Genomic DNA, 16,967 nt, shown 5'->3' with positions numbered 1-16,967 from the left:
GCGGCCATAGCGGAGGGGAAACGCCCGGTCCCATTCCGAACCCGGAAGCTAAGCCCTCCAGCGCCGATGGTACTGCACTCGACAGGGTGTGGGAGAGTAGGTCACCGCCGTACATATTTTGCGAATGCCTCGCATCACGACTCCTTTCGAGGGGGTTGTGGTGCGGGGCATTTCGCGTTTCCGGGGCCGGGTGCCGGCTGTCGGGTGTGCAGTTGTGGGGGCAAACACCGTGTGGGGGCCACCGGTAGGTGCACACTCGGCCGACCGTGGCGGGGACCGCGGCCGGCCGGCGGGATCGGCGTTCGTTGTGGAGGTGACTCGGACGCTGAACCGGATCCGCGGTGGTCTTCACCCCGATCACGTGGTCCCACACAGACTGCAGGGTTGCCTCGCCGATCCAGCCGAACTTCGGGACGGTGCTAGCGGCTGAGCCAGCGGCCGACGTGCGGGAGGAAGAGCGCGGCGACGCCGACGAGCACCAGCCCGGCGTAGCCGAACGGTGCCCACCGCAGCACCGTGCCGGTGACTTCGCCGGCGTCGGCCATCAGGGACCAGAATCCGACCGCGGCCGCGACGGATGCCGCCCCGACCGCAGCCAGCGCCATCCTGGCAACACGTCGTCGGCCGGCGAGCAGGTGCAGGCCGACGAGTGCGGCCACCGTCAGCACCGCCGCGACGCCGGCGCTGGCCAGCAGGGTGAGCGAGACCGTGTCGGCGATGTCGTGGCGTGCGGCGTCGGGCTGCTGCTCCGCGAGCGTCGCAGCCAGCGCCTCGCGGACGGCGGAGAGGTCGAGCAGGGTGGCGGCGGCGATGCCGCCCAGGACGGCGAACGCGCCGTACCAGGCAGAGCGTGCGATGGTCGCCGCCCGTGGGGTCGACACCTCCCCGGCGTCACCGCGCAGCGGCGCGACGGCGAACTCGGGACGGGGCGGTGGGGGTCGGTGCGGCGTCGGAGCGCGCGGTTCGTCGGGGCCGCCTGGTGTGTCCACGTCTGGCATCGTATCCGCGCGTTGGCGCCGTCCGACGGTTCCGCCGACTCCGGTGCCGGCGCGTCTGCCAGCTAAAAGACGGCACATCGAAGGAAATCTCCGGAAGCGGGAACAAACCGGGCACAGGGCCCGTTGACCAATTCGACAGGCTTGAGCGAGTCTGGCTCAAGTTTGGCTTGACTCTCAGAAACGAGCCGGGCAGACTTGAGCCGGAGACGCTCAGTCTTACTGAGCATTACTAAACCCACTCCAGCACTACTTGCCCCGGCGCACCAATGCCGGGGGTGCTGCAACCAGTAGGAGGAATCACTATGGCTCGTGCGGTCGGTATCGACCTCGGGACCACCAACTCGGTCGTCGCCGTCCTGGAGGGCGGCGAGCCGGTAGTGGTCGCCAACTCCGAGGGCGCGCGCACCACTCCGTCGGTCGTCGCCTTTGCCAAGAACGGCGAAGTGCTGGTCGGCCAGCCCGCCAAGAACCAGGCGGTCACCAACGTCGATCGGACCATCCGCTCCGTCAAGCGCCACATCGGCACCGACTGGAACGTGGCGATCGACGACAAGAAGTACACCTCGCAGGAGATCAGTGCCCGCACGCTGATGAAGCTCAAGCGTGACGCGGAGGCCTACCTCGGCGAGGAGATCACCGACGCGGTGATCACCGTTCCCGCCTACTTCGAGGACGCACAGCGTCAGGCGACCAAGGAAGCCGGCCAGATCGCCGGCCTCAACGTCCTGCGCATCGTCAACGAGCCCACCGCGGCGGCCCTGGCCTACGGCCTGGACAAGGGCGAGAAGGAACAGACCATCCTGGTCTTCGACCTCGGCGGCGGCACCTTCGACGTGTCCCTGCTCGAGATCGGCGACGGCGTCGTCGAGGTCCGCGCGACCTCCGGCGACAACCACCTCGGTGGCGACGACTGGGACCAGCGGATCGTCGACTGGCTGGTCGAGAAGTTCAAGGCCAGCAGCGGCATCGACCTGACCAAGGACAAGATGGCCCTGCAGCGTCTGCGTGAGGCCGCCGAGAAGGCGAAGATCGAACTGTCCTCCTCGCAGTCCACCTCGATCAACCTGCCGTACATCACGGTCGACGCGGACAAGAACCCGCTGTTCCTCGACGAGCAGCTGACCCGCGCCGAGTTCCAGAAGATCACCTCCGATCTGCTGGACCGCACCCGCGCGCCGTTCCAGGCCGTCATCAAGGACGCCGGCATCGCGGTCAAGGACATCGACAACGTCGTTCTCGTCGGTGGCTCGACCCGTATGCCCGCCGTCTCGGACCTGGTCCGCGAGATGACCGGTGGCCGCGAGCCCAACAAGGGCGTGAACCCGGACGAGGTCGTCGCCGTCGGCGCCGCACTGCAGGCCGGCGTCCTCAAGGGCGAGGTCAAGGACGTGCTGCTCCTCGACGTCACCCCGCTCTCCCTCGGCATCGAGACCAAGGGTGGCGTGATGACCAAGCTCATCGAGCGCAACACCACCATCCCGACGAAGCGCAGCGAGACCTTCACCACGGCGGACGACAACCAGCCGTCCGTGCAGATCCAGGTCTTCCAGGGTGAGCGCGAGATCGCCTCGCACAACAAGCTCCTGGGCTCCTTCGAGCTCGCGGGCATCCCGCCGGCCCCGCGCGGCGTGCCGCAGATCGAGGTCACCTTCGACATCGATGCCAACGGCATCGTGCACGTGACCGCGAAGGACAAGGGCACCGGCAAGGAGAACACGATCAAGATCCAGGACGGCTCCGGCCTGTCCAAGGAGGAGATCGAGCGGATGGTCAAGGACGCCGAGGCGCACGCCGAGGAGGACAAGGCCCGCCGCGAGGAGGCCGAGGTCCGCAACCAGGCCGAGTCGCTGGTGCACCAGACCGAGAAGTTCATCAAGGACAACGAGGACAAGGTGCCGGCCGACGTGAAGGAGAAGGTCGAGGCCGCCGTCAAGGAGGCCAACGAGGCCCTCGCCGGCAGCGACATCGCCGCAGTCAAGTCCGCGGTCGAGAAGCTCTCCACCGAGTCCCAGGCACTGGGCGAGGCGATCTACAAGGCGCAGGCCGACGAGGCCGCAGCCTCCGGTGACGGCGCGGGCCCGAGCCAGGGCGACGACGTCGTCGACGCCGAGGTCGTGGACGAGCCGTCTGATCAGGACAAGAAGTGAGCGAGTTCGATGCCGCGCGCGATCCGTTGACAGCCGAGGGGCAGCCCTTGGACGTCGAGGTCACCCCGGCCGCCTCCGAGGAGGCGGCCGGGGCCGGCCAGCCCGAGCCCGCGGTCGACGACTTGACCAAGCTCACCGGCGAACTGGAGAAGGTCGGCACCGAGCTGGGCTACGCCAAGGCCGAGATCGCGAACATCCGGCGTAACAGCCTGGCCCGGATCGATCAGGCCGTGGCCTCCGAGCGAGCCGCGGTGGTCGGTAAGTTCCTGGACGTGGTCGACGACCTCGACCGGGCACGTGCCCACGGTGACCTGGAGTCGGGCCCGTTGAAGGCGTTGTCGGACAAGCTTTCCGGCGTCTTCGGCGGTCTGGGTCTGGTCGCGTTCGGCGACGAGGGCGATGCCTTCGACGCGGAACTGCACGAGGCCGTCCAGATGGAAGGCGACGGCGGCAATCCGGTGCTCGCGGCGGTCCTGCGCAAGGGCTACCGCCTCGGCGACCGGGTGCTGCGCACGGCAATGGTGACGGTCGCAGACGGCGAGCCTGCGCCGTCGGAGTCCGAGCAGTAGTACAACAGGAAGCAACGAGAGGAGGAGACGCCCGGTGAGTCAGCGGGAGTGGATCGAGAAGGACTTCTACAAGGACCTGGGCGTCTCCTCCGACGCCTCGGCCGACGAGATCAAGAAGGCCTACCGGAAGTTGGCGCGGGACCTGCATCCCGACGCCAACCCCGGTGACGCGAGTGCGGAGGAACGGTTCAAGGCCGTGAGCGAGGCGAATGCCGTGCTCTCGGATCAGGCCAAGCGCAAGGAGTACGACGAGGCCCGCCGTCTGTTCGCCAGCGGTGGCTTCGGTCGCGGCGCATACCCGTCGGGCGCCGAGTACACCACCGGCGGTGGCGGTTTCGGCGGTGGCGAATTCAACATCGGCGACCTCTTCGGGGGTGGCGCCAGCTACACCACCACCGGTGGCGACGGCGGCATCGGCGACCTGTTCGGTGGGCTGTTCGGCCGCGGTGGCGGGGGACGCGGGACCGCCACCAGCAGCCGGCCGCAGCGCGGCAGCGACGTCGAGGCGCAGACCACGCTCCCGTTCCGCGACGCGGCGCTGGGCGTGACGGTCCCGCTCCGGCTGACGAGTCCGGCGTCGTGCACCACCTGCCACGGCAGTGGCGCGAAGCCGGGCACCAGCCCGCGGGTGTGCCCGCACTGCAACGGAAGTGGCATCGTCAGTCGAAACCAGGGCGCGTTCGGGTTCAGTGAGCCCTGTGACGACTGCCGCGGCACCGGCTCGATCATCGACGACCCGTGCACCGACTGCCGCGGCACCGGTGTGCAGAACCGCTCGCGCAGCATCACCGTCCGGATTCCCCCGGGCGTGAGCGACGGACAGAAGATCCGGCTCGCCGGGCAGGGCGAGGCGGGGCTGCGCGGTGCGCCGTCCGGCGACCTCTACGTCACCGTGAACGTCAAGGCGGACAAGGTGTTCGGCCGCAACGGCGACGACCTGACGGTCACCGTCCCGGTCAGCTACGGCGAACTGGTGCTCGGCACCACGCTGTCGGTGCCGACCCTGGAGGGCCGCGTAGGCGTCAAGGTGCCGCCCGGCACCGTCGACGGCCGGACCCTGCGGGTGCGTGGCCGCGGCGTGCACAAGCGTGGCGGCGGTGCGGGTGACCTGCTGGTGACCGTGAAGGTGGCGGTGCCGCAGAACCTCGACGACTCGGCCACCGAGGCGTTGCGTACCTACCTCGAGGCAGAGAAGGCCAGCGGCTTCGACCCGAGGGCGGACTGGGCCGGCGCCTGATGTCTGCCCCCTCGACCAAGCGGAGGTGAACCACGATGCAGGACCAGTTTCCGTACCGGGAGGACGCGCCGGACCCCGACGCGCAGATCTTTGCAATCTCGATGGCCGCCGAGTTGGCGGGGATGCATGCGCAGACCTTGCGCAACTACGACCGACTGGGCCTGGTCACGCCGCACCGGACCACAGGCGGCGGCCGTCGCTACTCGCCGCGAGACGTGGCACTGCTTCGTGAGGTGCAGCGCCTGTCCCAGGACGAGGGCGTCAACCTGGCCGGCATCAAGCGGATCATCGAGTTGACCAACCAGGTGGAGGCGCTGCAGCGCCGGGTCACCGAGATGGCCAACGAGATCGCCCAGGTGCATGCGAGCTACCGACGCGACCTGGTGCCGGCACCGCGGAACAACGCGCTCGTGGTCTGGAAGCCCCGCCACCTGCGCTGACCGCACCACCCGAACATCGGAAGGCCCGGTGCCGCCGTCGTTCCAGTAACTCTGGAGCGGCGGTGGCACCGGGCCTTCTTGTCGTCGTGGTGGTCTCTGCGACCGTCAGGGTTAGCGGTGGACTGCGGGCCGTGGGCGGTGGGCGGTCAGTTGAAGGGGCAGCCGGTGCCCTGGGCGCGGACCACGAAGTTCGGCCGGACGTCGAGGTCGGGTTCGTCGTAGAGCCGGTGGAAGGTCGGGGTCAGCGACGACGACATCGGCGGGTTGATCCACGACCAGTCGGTGGGGCAGGCGCGGCCCGCCTTCTCCTCGCGGCCGACAAAGTCCAGGAACTGCCGGGCGACGGTGTGGTGGTCGACCATGATCACCCCGGCCTCCCGGTAGCTGTGGATCACGGCGCGGTTCAGCTCGACCAGCGCCCGGTCCTTCCACAGGGTGCGGTCCGAGCTCATGTCGAGCCGCAGCTTCCGGGCGATCGTCGGCAGCATGTCGTACCGGTCGGTGTCGCTGAAGTTGCGGGCACCCACCTCGGTGCTGACGTACCAGCCGCTGAACGGGGCGCACGGGTACGTGAGGCCGCCGATCTCCAGGTCCATGTTCGCGACGGCGGGTACCGCGTGCCACTTGAGGCCCAGCCCCGCGAACCACTTGTAGTTCGGGTGCACGAGCGGGACCTCGAGAATCAGGTCCTCGGGCACCTCGAACCACTGCAGCGGCTCGTCGGGGACCGAGATCAGCAGCGGCAGGACGTCGAAGCGGGTGCCCGCGCCCTTCCATCCCATCTCCGTCACCTGCTCGGTGAGGGCGACGTGCCACGGGTCGCCCGTGATGCTGCCGTCCTCGTTGCGGTACCCCGCGTAGCGGATGAGCTGGGGGCTGACGATGCGGAACTCCCTGCCGTCCGGGAGCGGTCGCGGGCCGATGGTGATCACCGACTGCAGGGCGCCGCCGTTGGTCGCCATCCGCAGGTGCTCCCAGCAGGCCTGGGCCAGCGCCTCCGCGGTGACCGCGTCCCGGGCGTCGATCAGCTTGAGTGTCCGCCAGTGGTTTCGGCCGACGCACCGTGCATGGTTGCGCCACGCGAGCTTGGCCCCCACCAGCAACTCCTCGGCGGTGTGCTCGTAGCGGCCGGTGAGGGCCAACTCGTCGAGCACCTCCGTCGCCCGCGCCGCCGGCAGGTGCGCCAGTTCCGGCTGCCGATAGAAATCGGTGCACTCGGCCAGCCGACGTTCGACCTCGGCGGTGGACGGTGCGGGCCTGCGCGCGACCTCTCGATCGCGTGCCATCTCCTCCCCGAAGGCAATTTTCACGACTGCGAATTCTCCGTTCTCGGTAGAGACGTACTGCGGGGCCGACGCGTCACTGCGCCGGGCCTCGAGAAGCCAGTTTGTCACGCCTGAAACGGGCAGAACCCGTTCGCCCGCAGCGGTTCTGCAGAATGGGCGGGGCGCACGGCGACCGGGGGAGAGGTGGTCGGTCGGTGCCGGAACATTCGCTCGGCCCGGCGCCGGAGTCGCCCACGGCGTCGGGCGCAGTGTTGTTCGAGCCTGTCCCAACGGGCGTTGCGCCAGGTGGATGCGCTGCGGGGGATTTGTCGGTTCCTGCGTGGCGCAGATTCGCTACGCGGTTGCCGGCGTTTCGTTTGCAGACCAAACAACCACATCTGTTTCATTGGTGACGTCGGCTCGCTAGACTTCGTTTCAACCCCGCGGCGATCGCCGGGGCCCGCGACCTACCGGATACTGCGGCAGGCCGCGTTTGTATGCGAACGGGGACTCCTGCGGTGGATTCAACGACAATTTCGCTTGTCCGGACGACGTTCAAGGACGTCGCCGCGGTCGAGGGCGGCCCGGCGAGGCTGACCCGCGACTTCTACGCAACCCTCTTCGCTCAGAGCCCTGCGGCGCGTGAGTTCTTCCCCGCCGCAATGGACGTCCAGCGAGACCGTCTGGTCCAGGCGATCGCCTACGTCGTCGACAAGCTCGACGAACCCGAACGGATCCTGCCGTTCCTCGCCCAGCTGGGTCGCGACCACCGCAAGTACGGCATCGAGGAAGCCCACTACATCGCGGTCGGCAACGCCCTGATCACCGCGCTCAGGCAGTTCGCGGGCAACGAGATGTGGACCGAGGAGGTCGACAACGCGTGGCGCGAGGGCATCGCGCTGATCGCCTCGACCATGATCGACGCCGCGAACAACGAGTCGGGCCCGCGGACCTGGACCGGCACCGTCGTCGAGCACAAGCAGGTGCTGCGCGACGTCGCGGTGGTCCGGCTCCAGCTGGACCAGCCGATGGCCTACGGCGCCGGCCAGTACATGAGCGTGAGCGTGCCCGGCCGGCCCCGGATGTGGCGCTACCTCTCGCCCGCGATCCCGTCGAACAGCGAGGGACAGATCGAGTTTCACGTCCGTCGCGTCTCCGGCGGCTGGGTCAGCCCGGCGATGGTCGGCCAGACCCGCCTCGGCGACACCTGGGTGATGGGCAGCCCGCTCGGCGCACTCGGTGTGGACCGCACCCTGGACCGCGACATGCTGATGATCGGCTCCGGCACCGGCATTGCGCCGCTGCGGGCGCAGCTGATGGAGATGGCCATGCGCGGCGCCAACCCGCGGGTCCATCTGTTCGTCGGTGGCGTCTACCCGTGCGACCTCTACGACATCGAGACGCTCTGGCAGCTCTCGCAGACCAACCCGTGGCTCACCGTGGTGCCGGTGTCCGAGGAGGTCGCGAACCCGTGGTGGCACCTGGACCCGATCCCCGAGCCGCCGTCGGGCATGCACCAGCGGCTGATCGGCAAGCTCGGCGAGGTCGTCGCCGACTTCGGCACCTGGGCCGACCGGGACGTGCAGATCGTCGGGTCCAACGCGATGGTCCAGACCACCAAGTTCCGGCTGCTCGCCGGGGGCACCCCGGCGGAGAACATCCGGCACGACCCGCTGAACTGACCCGCACGTCTCCGGCCGTCCGTCCCCTCAGTCGCCCGGCAGGATGTTCACCGCGCGGGCCGCGACGAGACCGACCACGACCAGCGACACCAGCGCCTGGCTGGTCATCAACGCCTTGGCCCAGCGCGAGAGCGGCATGGTGTCGGTCGGCGAGAACGCCGTCGCGTTGGTGAACGAGACGTACAGGTAGTCGACGAACGTCGGCCGGAAGTCGGGATCGAGCCGAGCGTCGGCCATCTGCGGGAAGAGGAAGTCCGGTGTCTGGGTGGTTGCGCGCGCCCGCGCCGCGGGACCACCACGGTCGAACTCCCAGTACCAGAGCGCGTAGACGATCACGTTGGTCAGCCAGATCGATGCGCCCGACGCGAGGATGGTCGTCGCCGCCACGCCGCTGCCGGTGAGGATGAAGTCGATGAGCAGTACCGTCGACACCGCGTTGGTCAGCGCGAGCACCCCGATCAGTGCCAGCGACAGCGGACGCAGCGCCGGGTGCCGGTCGCGCACCGGTCCCGGGTTGGCGACCAGCAGCACCGCGCAGATCGCGAGTTCGAGGGCCGGCGCGACCGCGCGCGGACGCAGGACCAAGGTGTCGGGCAGCAGCAACTGCAGCGTCACCGCGACGAGCAGCGCGCCGCTGACCATCCACCGCGGCTCCGCGAGGTGGGGGCGCAGCCAGCCGGGGACGGCGCGGTGCTCGCGGCCGGGAGCTGCGTACTCCCACCGGTGCGCCCGTGCGCCCGCCCGGGCGTCCGACTCACCCGTCCTCTCGGTACCCGCCTCGTCGTCGGTCACCCCGCCATGATCCCCGTCCCTGTCGGTTCCGCGCATGATGTCGGGCGGGTCGGCGCCGTGTCCCCGGTCGAAGGCTGACGGCTGCAACGTGGCGACAATCACCGAGCGGGGCCCCGGGTGGGCTGCGCCACTAGCGCAATGCGCCCCATTCAATTATTGTCGACACTAATTAACCGACGAGGACATGGAGTCGTAGATGCGTGCAGCACGGATTCTCCCCCACGAAGACGGCGGCAAGGTTGCGGTCGTCGAGGTACCCACCCCGACGCCCGGGCCCGGCGAGGTCCTCGTCCAGGTCAAGGCATCCGCGCTCAACCGCGGCGAGATTCTGCAGGCCGGCCGGGTTCTCACGGGGGAGCCGCAGCCCATCGGCGTCGAGTTCGCGGGCGTGGTCGCCGCCGTCGGCGCGGAGGTCACGCAGTGGCAGCCCGGCGACAGGGTGATGGGCCACGGCAACGGCGGCCAGGCCGAGTACTTTCTCGCCGCACCGCTCGCGTTGATGCGAGTCCCCGAAACGGTGTCCTGGGTTCAGGCCGGGGCCTTCCCCAACGTCTTCACCACCGCGCACGACGCGCTGATCACCAACGGCCGGCTGGCCGAGGGCGAGACGGTGCTGGTGAACGCCGGATCCAGTGGGATCGCACTGGCCACGATCGAGATCGCCAAGGCGATGGGCGCCGGCGCGGTCATCGCCACCACCCGCTCCGAGGACAAGGCCCAGCAGCTTCGTGACTTCGGGGTGGACCACGTGATCAACGTGAGCGTGGAGAACCAGGTCGAGGCCGTCAACGCCATCACCGGCGACCACGGCGTCGACATCATCATCGACTCCGTCGGCGGCACCGTGTTCGAGGACAACCTCAACTCGCTGGCCGTTCAGGGCCGGCTGGTGAACATCGGCAGGCTCGGCTCCAGTACGTCCACCATCGACCTGAACGTGCTGTGGCTCAAGCGCCTGAAGCTGATCGGTGTCACCTTCAAGACCCGTACCGAGGACGAGCGCGTCGCCTGCATCCAGGATTGCGCCCGCGACCTCCTCGGGCCGCTCGCCGCCGGAAAGCTGCGGACCCCGATCGACCGCACCTACGCCCTCGACCAGATTGCCGAGGCGCACGCGTACATGGCGACCGACCAGCACTTCGGGAAGATCGTGCTGGTCGTCGACGACGGCGAGGACGGGTAAGCGTGAGGATCGCGTCGCACCTGGAGAAGTTCGACCGCCTCGCCGACCTGCGGGACCGGCTGGACCCGCTCGAGGACTTCGAGCTCTGGTACTGGACGACGCTGACGGCCAGCACCAACGCCTACAACGCGAGCCTGCACCTGGCGGGACTGACCGACGACGACTCGGTCTTCTCGACGGTCCCGGGCGTGCACCTCGTTCGGCAGGCGGACGGTGGCTACGCGCGGGAGCTCCGCGGCCCCGGCGACGTGAGCCACGTCGGCTGGCCCAGCATCCCGGGTCCGATCCCGGAGGACATCCGCTGCATGGAGTACTTGATCGAGGCGATCGAGGAGTACAGCGACCCCTGCCTGCGGGGCGACAGCGAGCTGACCCTGCAGATCATCGCCGAGTGCGAGCGCGCGTTCGCCGAGATCGCGACCACCCTCGCGAACCGGGCCGCACCGGCCATCCCGAACGACCGCGCCGCCGTCGGATCCTGACGGCGCCGACGACGGCGGACACACACTGCGCACATCCCCACACGAACACACACTCGACACTCCCTCGGAGGTTTCCGTGCAAGGCCAGATGATGCAGCAACCACTCCTCGTGTCCTCGCTGATCGCACACGCGGCGCGGCACCACAAGGATCAAGAGATCGTCTCGCGCCGCGTCGAGGGCGACATCCACCGCTACACCTTCGGCGAGATGGCGGTCCGGGCCAAGAAGCTCGCGCAGGCCCTCGGGCGGCTGGGCGTCGAGCCCGGAGACCGGGTCGGAACCCTGGCCTGGAACGGGTACCGCCATCTCGAGCTCTACTACGCGGCATCCGGCTCCGGCTCGATCCTGCACACGCTGAACCCGCGTCTGCACCCGGACCAGCTCGAGTGGATCATCAACGACGCCGCAGACAAGGTGCTGTTCTTCGACCTGACCTTCCTGCCGCTGGTGCGGGACCTGGCGCCGAAGCTGACGAGCGTCACGCACTTCGTCCTGATGTCGGACCGCGACCACCTGCCGGCGGACCCCGCCTCGATGCTCGCCTACGAGGACCTGGTCGAGGCGGAGTCCGGCGACTACGAGTGGCCCGTCTTCGACGAGAACACCGCGTCGTCCCTGTGCTACACCAGCGGCACCACGGGAAACCCCAAGGGCGTGCTCTACAGCCACCGCTCGACGGTGCTCCACTCGTACGGGGTGGCGATGCCCGACTCGATCGGCATCTCCGCCCGCGACAGCGTGCTGCCGGTGGTGCCGATGTTCCACGTGAACGCATGGGGCATCCCCTACACGGCGTGCATGGTCGGAGCGAAGGTCGTCTTCCCCGGCGCGGAGATGGACGGCGAGTCCCTCTACGAGCTGCAGGAGGCGGAGGGTGTGACGTTGTCCGCGAGCGTTCCCACCGTGTGGCAGGGGCAGTTGCGGTACCTGGAGGCGAGCGGTCGGCGTCTGAGCACTCTGCAGCGTGCGGTGATCGGCGGCGCCGCGTGCCCGCCGGCCATGCTCCGTACGCTCGAGGAGGACTACGGGATCACCGTGATCCACGGCTGGGGCATGACGGAGACCAGTCCGTTCGGCACTGCCTCCGTGCTCAAGGCCCGCAACCTCCAGGGCACCAGGGAGGAGCGGTATGCGGTGCAGGGCAAGCAGGGTCGGTGCGTGTTCGGCATCGACCTGAAGATCATCGACGACGAGGGCCGGGAGCTCCCGTGGGACGGCGCCACCGCCGGGCACCTGATGGCCCGCGGACTCTGGGTGATGTCGCGGTACTACAACCGACCCGACATCGACCCGCTCGTCGACGGGTGGTTCGCCACGGGCGACATCGCCACGATCGATGCCGACGGGTTCATGCAGATCACCGACCGCAGCAAGGAAATCATCAAGTCCGGCGGCGAGTGGATCAGCTCGATAGAACTGGAGAACATCGCGATGAGCCACCCGGGCGTCGCGATGGCCGCGTGCATAGGTGTGCCCCATCGGAAATGGGACGAGCGGCCGCTCCTCGTCGCGGTCCGCAAGCCCGGGGCCGACGTCGGCGAGACCGATCTCCTCGACTTCTTCGCGGGCAAGATCGCCAAATGGTGGACCCCCGATGCCGTGGTGTTCGTGGACGCACTTCCCATGGGCACCACCGGCAAGATCGTCAAGGCCCCGCTGCGACAGCAGTTCCAGCACCACCTCGCCGCGGACAAGAGCCCCGAGCCCGTCTAGCGGCGTACGGCGGCGTGCACGGATCCCTCAGCCTGCAACGCACTCGGGTGAGTGTCTCAATTGAAGGGATGCAAGTGGGCAGGAACAGAACCGAGGATGTGCCGGACCTGTCCGCGCTGTCGTTCCCGCAGAACGAGATAATGACCGCGGTCGAGCAGGCAGTGCTACGCAACGGGGGTGCGCGTGTGACGGCGTCGCTGGCCGAGCAGATAGCCGCGAAGTTGGCCTGGTTGATCACCATGGGCCGGGTGGGGACCGGGCAACGCCTCGTGGAGCAGGACGTCAGCGCGACGCTGGGGGTCAGCCGCGCGCCGGTTCGCGAGGCGTTGAGAATCCTCGAGCGGGACCGGCTGGTGGAATTCCGCTCCAGGAAGGGCGCGATGGTGAACGCGCTCAGCAAGCGTGACCTCGAAGATGTCTTCGCCGTGCGCAGACTGCTTTACGGAACGTTCCTGCGCGAAGAAATGACGACGCAGTGGTGTGATGTCAAGAATGTTCTCGACGATCACATCCCCAGGATCCTGAAAGACGCGAACGATTCTGTCGAGCAATACGTTGCCGATACCTTCCTGATGAACTGCGCTCTGTTCGAGATCTCGCAGAACCGCATACTCGCCGAGCTCCTGCAGTCGGTGTCGTTGCAGACGATGCGATACGTCCGGGTGGGGCTCGCCTCGCATCCGAGCGAGATGCCGAAGTACGTGGAGAGTTGGACGACGCTGCAGGCGGCGGTCGACGCCAAAGATGTGGATCGTGCGGTCGAGATAGCGGAGCGGAGAATCGACAGGATCCGCGAGGCGGCACTCGACGCGCTCGATTCCGGAGGGGGCTTGGAAGGCGGCGCAGAAGCAGGCTGACCGCGCCGTCGTCCGAGGTCGTCGCCATGTGAAAACTACTGTCCTCAGCCAGATCTCGGTGGCATGGCGACTTCCGTGGACCTGGCGACGAGCGCGTCGAACTGCTCCACGGTGGTCGGGCCGTGCGACGCGGCATTCCCGGCCGTGTTCGCGGGATGTCTTGCGCGCCAACGGATCGGCATCGCACAGATCGAGCTGGCCAGGGGGCCTCTTGTGGGTTGACCCTCCCATTTGTGGTTGTGCGGGTGGTAGATTCGCGATTGCCGACACGTCGTTGATACGAGTCGCCGCAATCGCAGGCCGGCATGCCGTGGAATCGCACGGAGTCGAAAGTGTCGGCCCTCTTTGCGCCTGGGCGGCGAGCGACGTTGTGAATCAGATAGATCTCCGTCGGCTGTCCACCCCTCCCGGCCGACCCACATGACGCGGAAGCCGCATCGCCCGAGTCGGTCTCAACGGGGCAATCCAACTGTGAGAGAACAGGTGCGGGATGAGAGCAGTATCGATCGTCGATGACGGGGCTGACGGCCGTTTGGCCGTGATCACCACCGAAGACCCCCAGCCCTCCGCCGGCGAGATCGTGATCGACGTTGCGGGCGCGGGGGTCAACCGTGCGGACGTCACGCAGCGGCGGGGCGGCCGCAACGTCCCGCCCGGGGCGTCGCCGCTCCCGGGCCTGGAGTGCGCGGGCACCGTGAGCGCCGTGGGCGCGTCGGTCGCCCAGTGGAAGGTCGGCGACAGGGTCTGCGCGATCATGACCGGTGGCGGGTATGCGGAGAAGGTGGTGGTACCGGCCGGTCAGGTGATGGCCGTGCCACCGTCGGTCTCACTGGTCGACGCGGCCGCGCTTCCTGAGGCGATGGCCACGGCGTGGTCCAACCTCGTCGGACTGGGCAGGCTCAGGGCGGGCGACCGACTGCTGGTGCACGGCGGTGCGAGCGGGGTCGGCACGATGGCCATCCAGCTGGCGAAAATGCTCGGCGTGGAGGTGTTCGCCACGGTGGGCGACGACCGTAAAGCGGCCATATGCCGCGACCTGGGTGCGCGGGCGGTGTTCAACTATCGCAGTGAGGATTTCGTCGAACGGGTCCAGGACGAGACCTCGGGGGCCGGCGTCGACGTGGTGCTCGACGTGGTCGGAGCCGACTATTTGCAACGCAATGTCGAGGCGTTGGCGTTCGGCGGCAGGTTGGTGATGATCGGCCTGCAATCTGGATCTCTCGGCGCCCTCGACCTGCGCGAGGTGGTGCGTAAACAAGTCTGTGTCACGGGGTCGTTGTTGCGTCCCAGGTCCGTGGCCGAGAAGACCCAGATCGTGGGCGAGATTGCCACCCATGTCATGCCCTGGGTCCGTGACGGCTCGGTCGTGCCGGTGGTGGACTCGCGATTCACTTTCGGTTCCGCAGGGGATGCTCACGCGCTGATGGAATCGTCCGCGCACATTGGCAAGATCCTGCTCGTGCCGGCGTAGCGGTAGGCGTCTTCATCGGGACTGCGCCGCGGTGAGTGGACGCGGGGGGAGGGCGACTCGGGCCGCCTCTCCCGTAGTGGAGAGGCGGCCGCCGCCGCGCGCCGGGTCCATGCATTTGTGCAGGTAGGAGCATGTAGAAGCGATGAAAATGCGCCGGACTCGCAGCCCCAATTTTAGGTGTCGACATTAATTAGAGTCTCTGTTACGTTGTGACGGGCACCACAGGAGCCGTGTGATGTGGCGCATCTCGAATCGTTTGCCTTGGCAGGCCCGCAGGACCAAAAACCGCAGAATGAGGAGTAGCCGTGAGCCTTCGCGTGACCCCCCTTACCGGATCGATTGGTGCAGCTGTCGACGGTGTGCAGCTAGATGACCAGCTTGGCGAGAGCGTCCTCACGGAGTTGCGTGAGGCATTCAAGGCGCACTGCGTCCTGGTGTTCCGGGGCCAGTTCCTGAAGCCGGCCGAACAGGTGCAGTTCGGCCGACTCTGGGGAGAGCCGGAAGTGACGGCAATGTTGACGCCCATGGAGGGGCATCCCGAGCTCATTCAGCTGACCAACGTCAAGAAGTCGACGACCGCCACCGAGGCCTGGCACTTCGACGGGCCCTTCAACAAGGTTCCTCCGAAGATCTCGATCCTCTCCGCGATCACCATCCCGGCCGGTGGCGACACCATGTGGTCGAACCAGTACGTGGCCTACGAGAGGTTGTCCCCCGGGCTGCGAAAGACGTTGGACACGCTCAAGGTTCGCTTCAAGGGTCGGCGCCTGGGGCGGATGTTCAATGTCGCGGAGGAAGAATGGCCCACCGCAGTTCATCCCATGGTCCGCACGCATCCGGAAACCGGTCGCAAGGTTCTCTACGTCGGCCACCGCGACAACGTCTGCATCGACGGCTGGACGCAGGAGGAGAGCGAGGCCCTGATGGGCTTCGTCTACGAGCAGTCCGGCACCCCCGACAACGTCTACCGGCACATGTGGCAGGAAGGGGACGTGGTCATGTGGGACAACCGCTGCACCATGCACTACGCAATTCATGACTACGGCGACCAGGACCGGGTTCTGAACCGAATCACCTTGCACGGAGAGGTGCCTGAGTAATTCGGACACCTGGTCACGAGTCCAACCCTGTAGTCGCTGAAACGTGGGTTCCGTTCGGCGGGGGTTGATTTGGATCAGCGCTGCCCACGGCGTCGGACTGCGGGCAAAGAATTGGGAACGTCAGTGTTTGGAATGAATTCCAGGCAGACCGAGTGGAGTAGCAATGACGAAGATCGACCAACTCTCTGCCGCGCCTGCGGCCCACACCAAGAAGCGGGAAAGTCCCAGTCGATGGTGGTCGAACCGGGAAACGTGGACAGTTCGTGGCTGGCAACTCGTTGTCCTGGTGGCTTGGCTGGGGCTCTGGCAGATAACCGCGGCGAACCAGTTGATGGATCCCGTGCTGGCCAAGACCCCAGCCCAGTCCTGGGACTACTTCGTCGGCGCACTGAAATCTGGTGAGCTGATGGACAATACGGGCTACACGATGATGGCCGTGATCATCGCCTGGGTGCTGGCCGGGGCGGTGGGCGTCGTCGCCGGGTTGGCGCTGGGCCTGTTGCCCCGAGTCGAGCGGGTGCTGACGCCGTTCCTCGACGCCGCCAACGCGATGCCCCGCATCGCGCTGGCGCCACTGTTCATCGTCGCCTTCGGCATCAACACCACCGCCAAGGTGGCGCTCGCCGCGACCTTGGTGTTCTTCATCGTCATGTCCAGCGCCCGGGCCGGCGTGCGGTCCACCGACGCGGAATGGCTGCGGTTGTCCGCCGTACTCGGCGCGAGCAAGCCGCAGGTCTTCTTCAAGGTGCTCTTCCCGGTCGCGACGCCGGCCATCTTCGCGGGACTGCGGCTGGGCCTCATCTACTCCCTGCTGGGTGTGGTGGGCTCCGAGCTGATCTCGGCGCGGAACGGCCTCGGACAGTTGGTCGCCACCTACTCGGCGACCTACCGCATGGAGGCGGTGTACGCCATCTTGATCTTCCTGGCGGCCATCGCCGTCGTGCTCAACCAGGCAATGGGTGTCGCGGAGCGCAGGCTGCTGCGTTGGCAGCCCCCGGCCGACAAGTAGTCGAATCCCAATGCCCCACTT

General features: G+C 67.7%; 15 protein-coding genes and 1 rRNA gene. 13 read left to right on the top strand and 3 right to left on the bottom strand.

From position 1 onward, the window contains the following. Positions 1-113 (top strand): 5S ribosomal RNA (gene rrf, locus AC1DWC_RS22840); the annotation flags it as partial. Positions 114-419: 306 nt separating this feature from the next. On the opposite strand, the gene AC1DWC_RS22835 is transcribed toward rrf, so the two are convergent. Next, positions 420-989 (bottom strand): hypothetical protein, encoded by a 570-nt coding sequence (locus tag AC1DWC_RS22835; protein WP_477911701.1) that lies wholly within the window; start codon positions 987-989, stop codon positions 420-422. A 311-nt stretch (positions 990-1,300) separates the two neighbouring features. Between AC1DWC_RS22835 and dnaK the strand changes: the two genes are divergently transcribed. From dnaK to AC1DWC_RS22815, 4 genes are read left to right on the top strand one after another with little or no spacing between them, the layout of a single operon-like run. Further along, positions 1,301-3,145: a molecular chaperone DnaK gene (gene dnaK, locus AC1DWC_RS22830; protein ID WP_477911699.1), complete on the top strand. Its 1,845-nt coding sequence runs from the start codon at positions 1,301-1,303 to the stop codon at positions 3,143-3,145. Beyond that, positions 3,142-3,714 carry a nucleotide exchange factor GrpE gene (gene grpE, locus AC1DWC_RS22825; RefSeq protein ID WP_477911697.1) on the top strand — a complete coding sequence of 191 codons (573 nt, stop codon included), beginning with the start codon at positions 3,142-3,144 and terminating at the stop codon, positions 3,712-3,714. The genes dnaK and grpE overlap by 4 nt, the downstream gene beginning before the upstream one ends. Positions 3,715-3,748: 34 nt before the next feature. After that, entirely contained in the window at positions 3,749-4,951 is a 1,203-nt protein-coding gene (gene dnaJ / locus AC1DWC_RS22820; protein ID WP_477911695.1) for a molecular chaperone DnaJ, read from the top strand. Between the two features lie 35 nt (positions 4,952-4,986). Then, complete coding sequence (locus tag AC1DWC_RS22815; protein WP_477911693.1) at positions 4,987-5,391, top strand: heat shock protein transcriptional repressor HspR; 405 nt, start codon at positions 4,987-4,989, stop codon at positions 5,389-5,391. Positions 5,392-5,537: 146 nt separating this feature from the next. Here AC1DWC_RS22815 and AC1DWC_RS22810 read toward each other — a convergent pair whose 3' ends face one another. After that, complete coding sequence (locus tag AC1DWC_RS22810; RefSeq protein ID WP_477911709.1) at positions 5,538-6,677, bottom strand: nitric oxide synthase oxygenase; 1,140 nt, start codon at positions 6,675-6,677, stop codon at positions 5,538-5,540. 497 nt (positions 6,678-7,174) lie between these two features. On the opposite strand from AC1DWC_RS22810, the gene AC1DWC_RS22805 reads away from it, so the two are divergent. Next, positions 7,175-8,338 (top strand): FAD-binding oxidoreductase, encoded by a 1,164-nt coding sequence (locus AC1DWC_RS22805; protein ID WP_477911691.1) that lies wholly within the window; start codon positions 7,175-7,177, stop codon positions 8,336-8,338. A 27-nt stretch (positions 8,339-8,365) separates the two neighbouring features. On the opposite strand, the gene AC1DWC_RS22800 is transcribed toward AC1DWC_RS22805, so the two are convergent. Next, on the bottom strand, positions 8,366-9,130 hold the full coding sequence (locus AC1DWC_RS22800; protein WP_477911689.1) for a hypothetical protein: 765 nt from the start codon (positions 9,128-9,130) through the stop codon (positions 8,366-8,368). Between the two features lie 196 nt (positions 9,131-9,326). On the opposite strand from AC1DWC_RS22800, the gene AC1DWC_RS22795 reads away from it, so the two are divergent. The 7 genes from AC1DWC_RS22795 to AC1DWC_RS22765 all read left to right on the top strand — a co-directional run bounded on the left by AC1DWC_RS22795 (position 9,327) and on the right by AC1DWC_RS22765 (position 16,946). Then, positions 9,327-10,313, top strand: coding sequence for a zinc-binding dehydrogenase (locus AC1DWC_RS22795; RefSeq protein WP_477911687.1), 987 nt, complete (start codon positions 9,327-9,329; stop codon positions 10,311-10,313). 2 nt (positions 10,314-10,315) lie between these two features. Then, complete coding sequence (locus AC1DWC_RS22790) at positions 10,316-10,795, top strand: hypothetical protein (protein ID WP_477911685.1); 480 nt, start codon at positions 10,316-10,318, stop codon at positions 10,793-10,795. A 76-nt stretch (positions 10,796-10,871) separates the two neighbouring features. Continuing rightward, the gene (locus AC1DWC_RS22785; protein WP_477911683.1) at positions 10,872-12,509 is read left to right on the top strand and encodes a 3-(methylthio)propionyl-CoA ligase; all 1,638 of its coding nucleotides are present in this window, start codon (positions 10,872-10,874) and stop codon (positions 12,507-12,509) included. Between the two features lie 74 nt (positions 12,510-12,583). Beyond that, a complete protein-coding gene (locus AC1DWC_RS22780) occupies positions 12,584-13,366 on the top strand; it encodes a GntR family transcriptional regulator (RefSeq protein WP_477911681.1) in 783 nt (260 codons plus the stop codon). A 490-nt stretch (positions 13,367-13,856) separates the two neighbouring features. Further along, positions 13,857-14,837 (top strand): NAD(P)H-quinone oxidoreductase, encoded by a 981-nt coding sequence (locus AC1DWC_RS22775; RefSeq protein WP_477911679.1) that lies wholly within the window; start codon positions 13,857-13,859, stop codon positions 14,835-14,837. A gap of 305 nt (positions 14,838-15,142) precedes the next feature. Beyond that, positions 15,143-15,937, top strand: coding sequence for a TauD/TfdA dioxygenase family protein (locus AC1DWC_RS22770; protein ID WP_477911677.1), 795 nt, complete (start codon positions 15,143-15,145; stop codon positions 15,935-15,937). 163 nt (positions 15,938-16,100) lie between these two features. After that, positions 16,101-16,946 carry an ABC transporter permease gene (locus AC1DWC_RS22765; RefSeq protein ID WP_477911675.1) on the top strand — a complete coding sequence of 282 codons (846 nt, stop codon included), beginning with the start codon at positions 16,101-16,103 and terminating at the stop codon, positions 16,944-16,946. Positions 16,947-16,967 lie beyond the last annotated feature (21 nt).

The sequence above is a fragment of the Rhodococcus sp. P4_C10 genome (genome assembly GCF_056402135.1).
The sequence above is the reverse complement of the archived record's forward strand: the minus strand, read 5'-3'. Positions and strand labels throughout refer to the sequence as shown.

Coding starts and splice junctions, on each gene's coding strand:
- AC1DWC_RS22775 (WP_477911679.1), top strand. CDS start 13,857: ATGAGAGCAGTATCGATCGTCGATGACGGGGCTGACGGCCGTTTGGCC.
- AC1DWC_RS22810 (WP_477911709.1), bottom strand. CDS start 6,677: ATGGCACGCGATCGAGAGGTCGCGCGCAGGCCCGCACCGTCCACCGCC.
- dnaK (WP_477911699.1), top strand. CDS start 1,301: ATGGCTCGTGCGGTCGGTATCGACCTCGGGACCACCAACTCGGTCGTC.
- AC1DWC_RS22815 (WP_477911693.1), top strand. CDS start 4,987: ATGCAGGACCAGTTTCCGTACCGGGAGGACGCGCCGGACCCCGACGCG.
- AC1DWC_RS22795 (WP_477911687.1), top strand. CDS start 9,327: ATGCGTGCAGCACGGATTCTCCCCCACGAAGACGGCGGCAAGGTTGCG.
- AC1DWC_RS22765 (WP_477911675.1), top strand. CDS start 16,101: ATGACGAAGATCGACCAACTCTCTGCCGCGCCTGCGGCCCACACCAAG.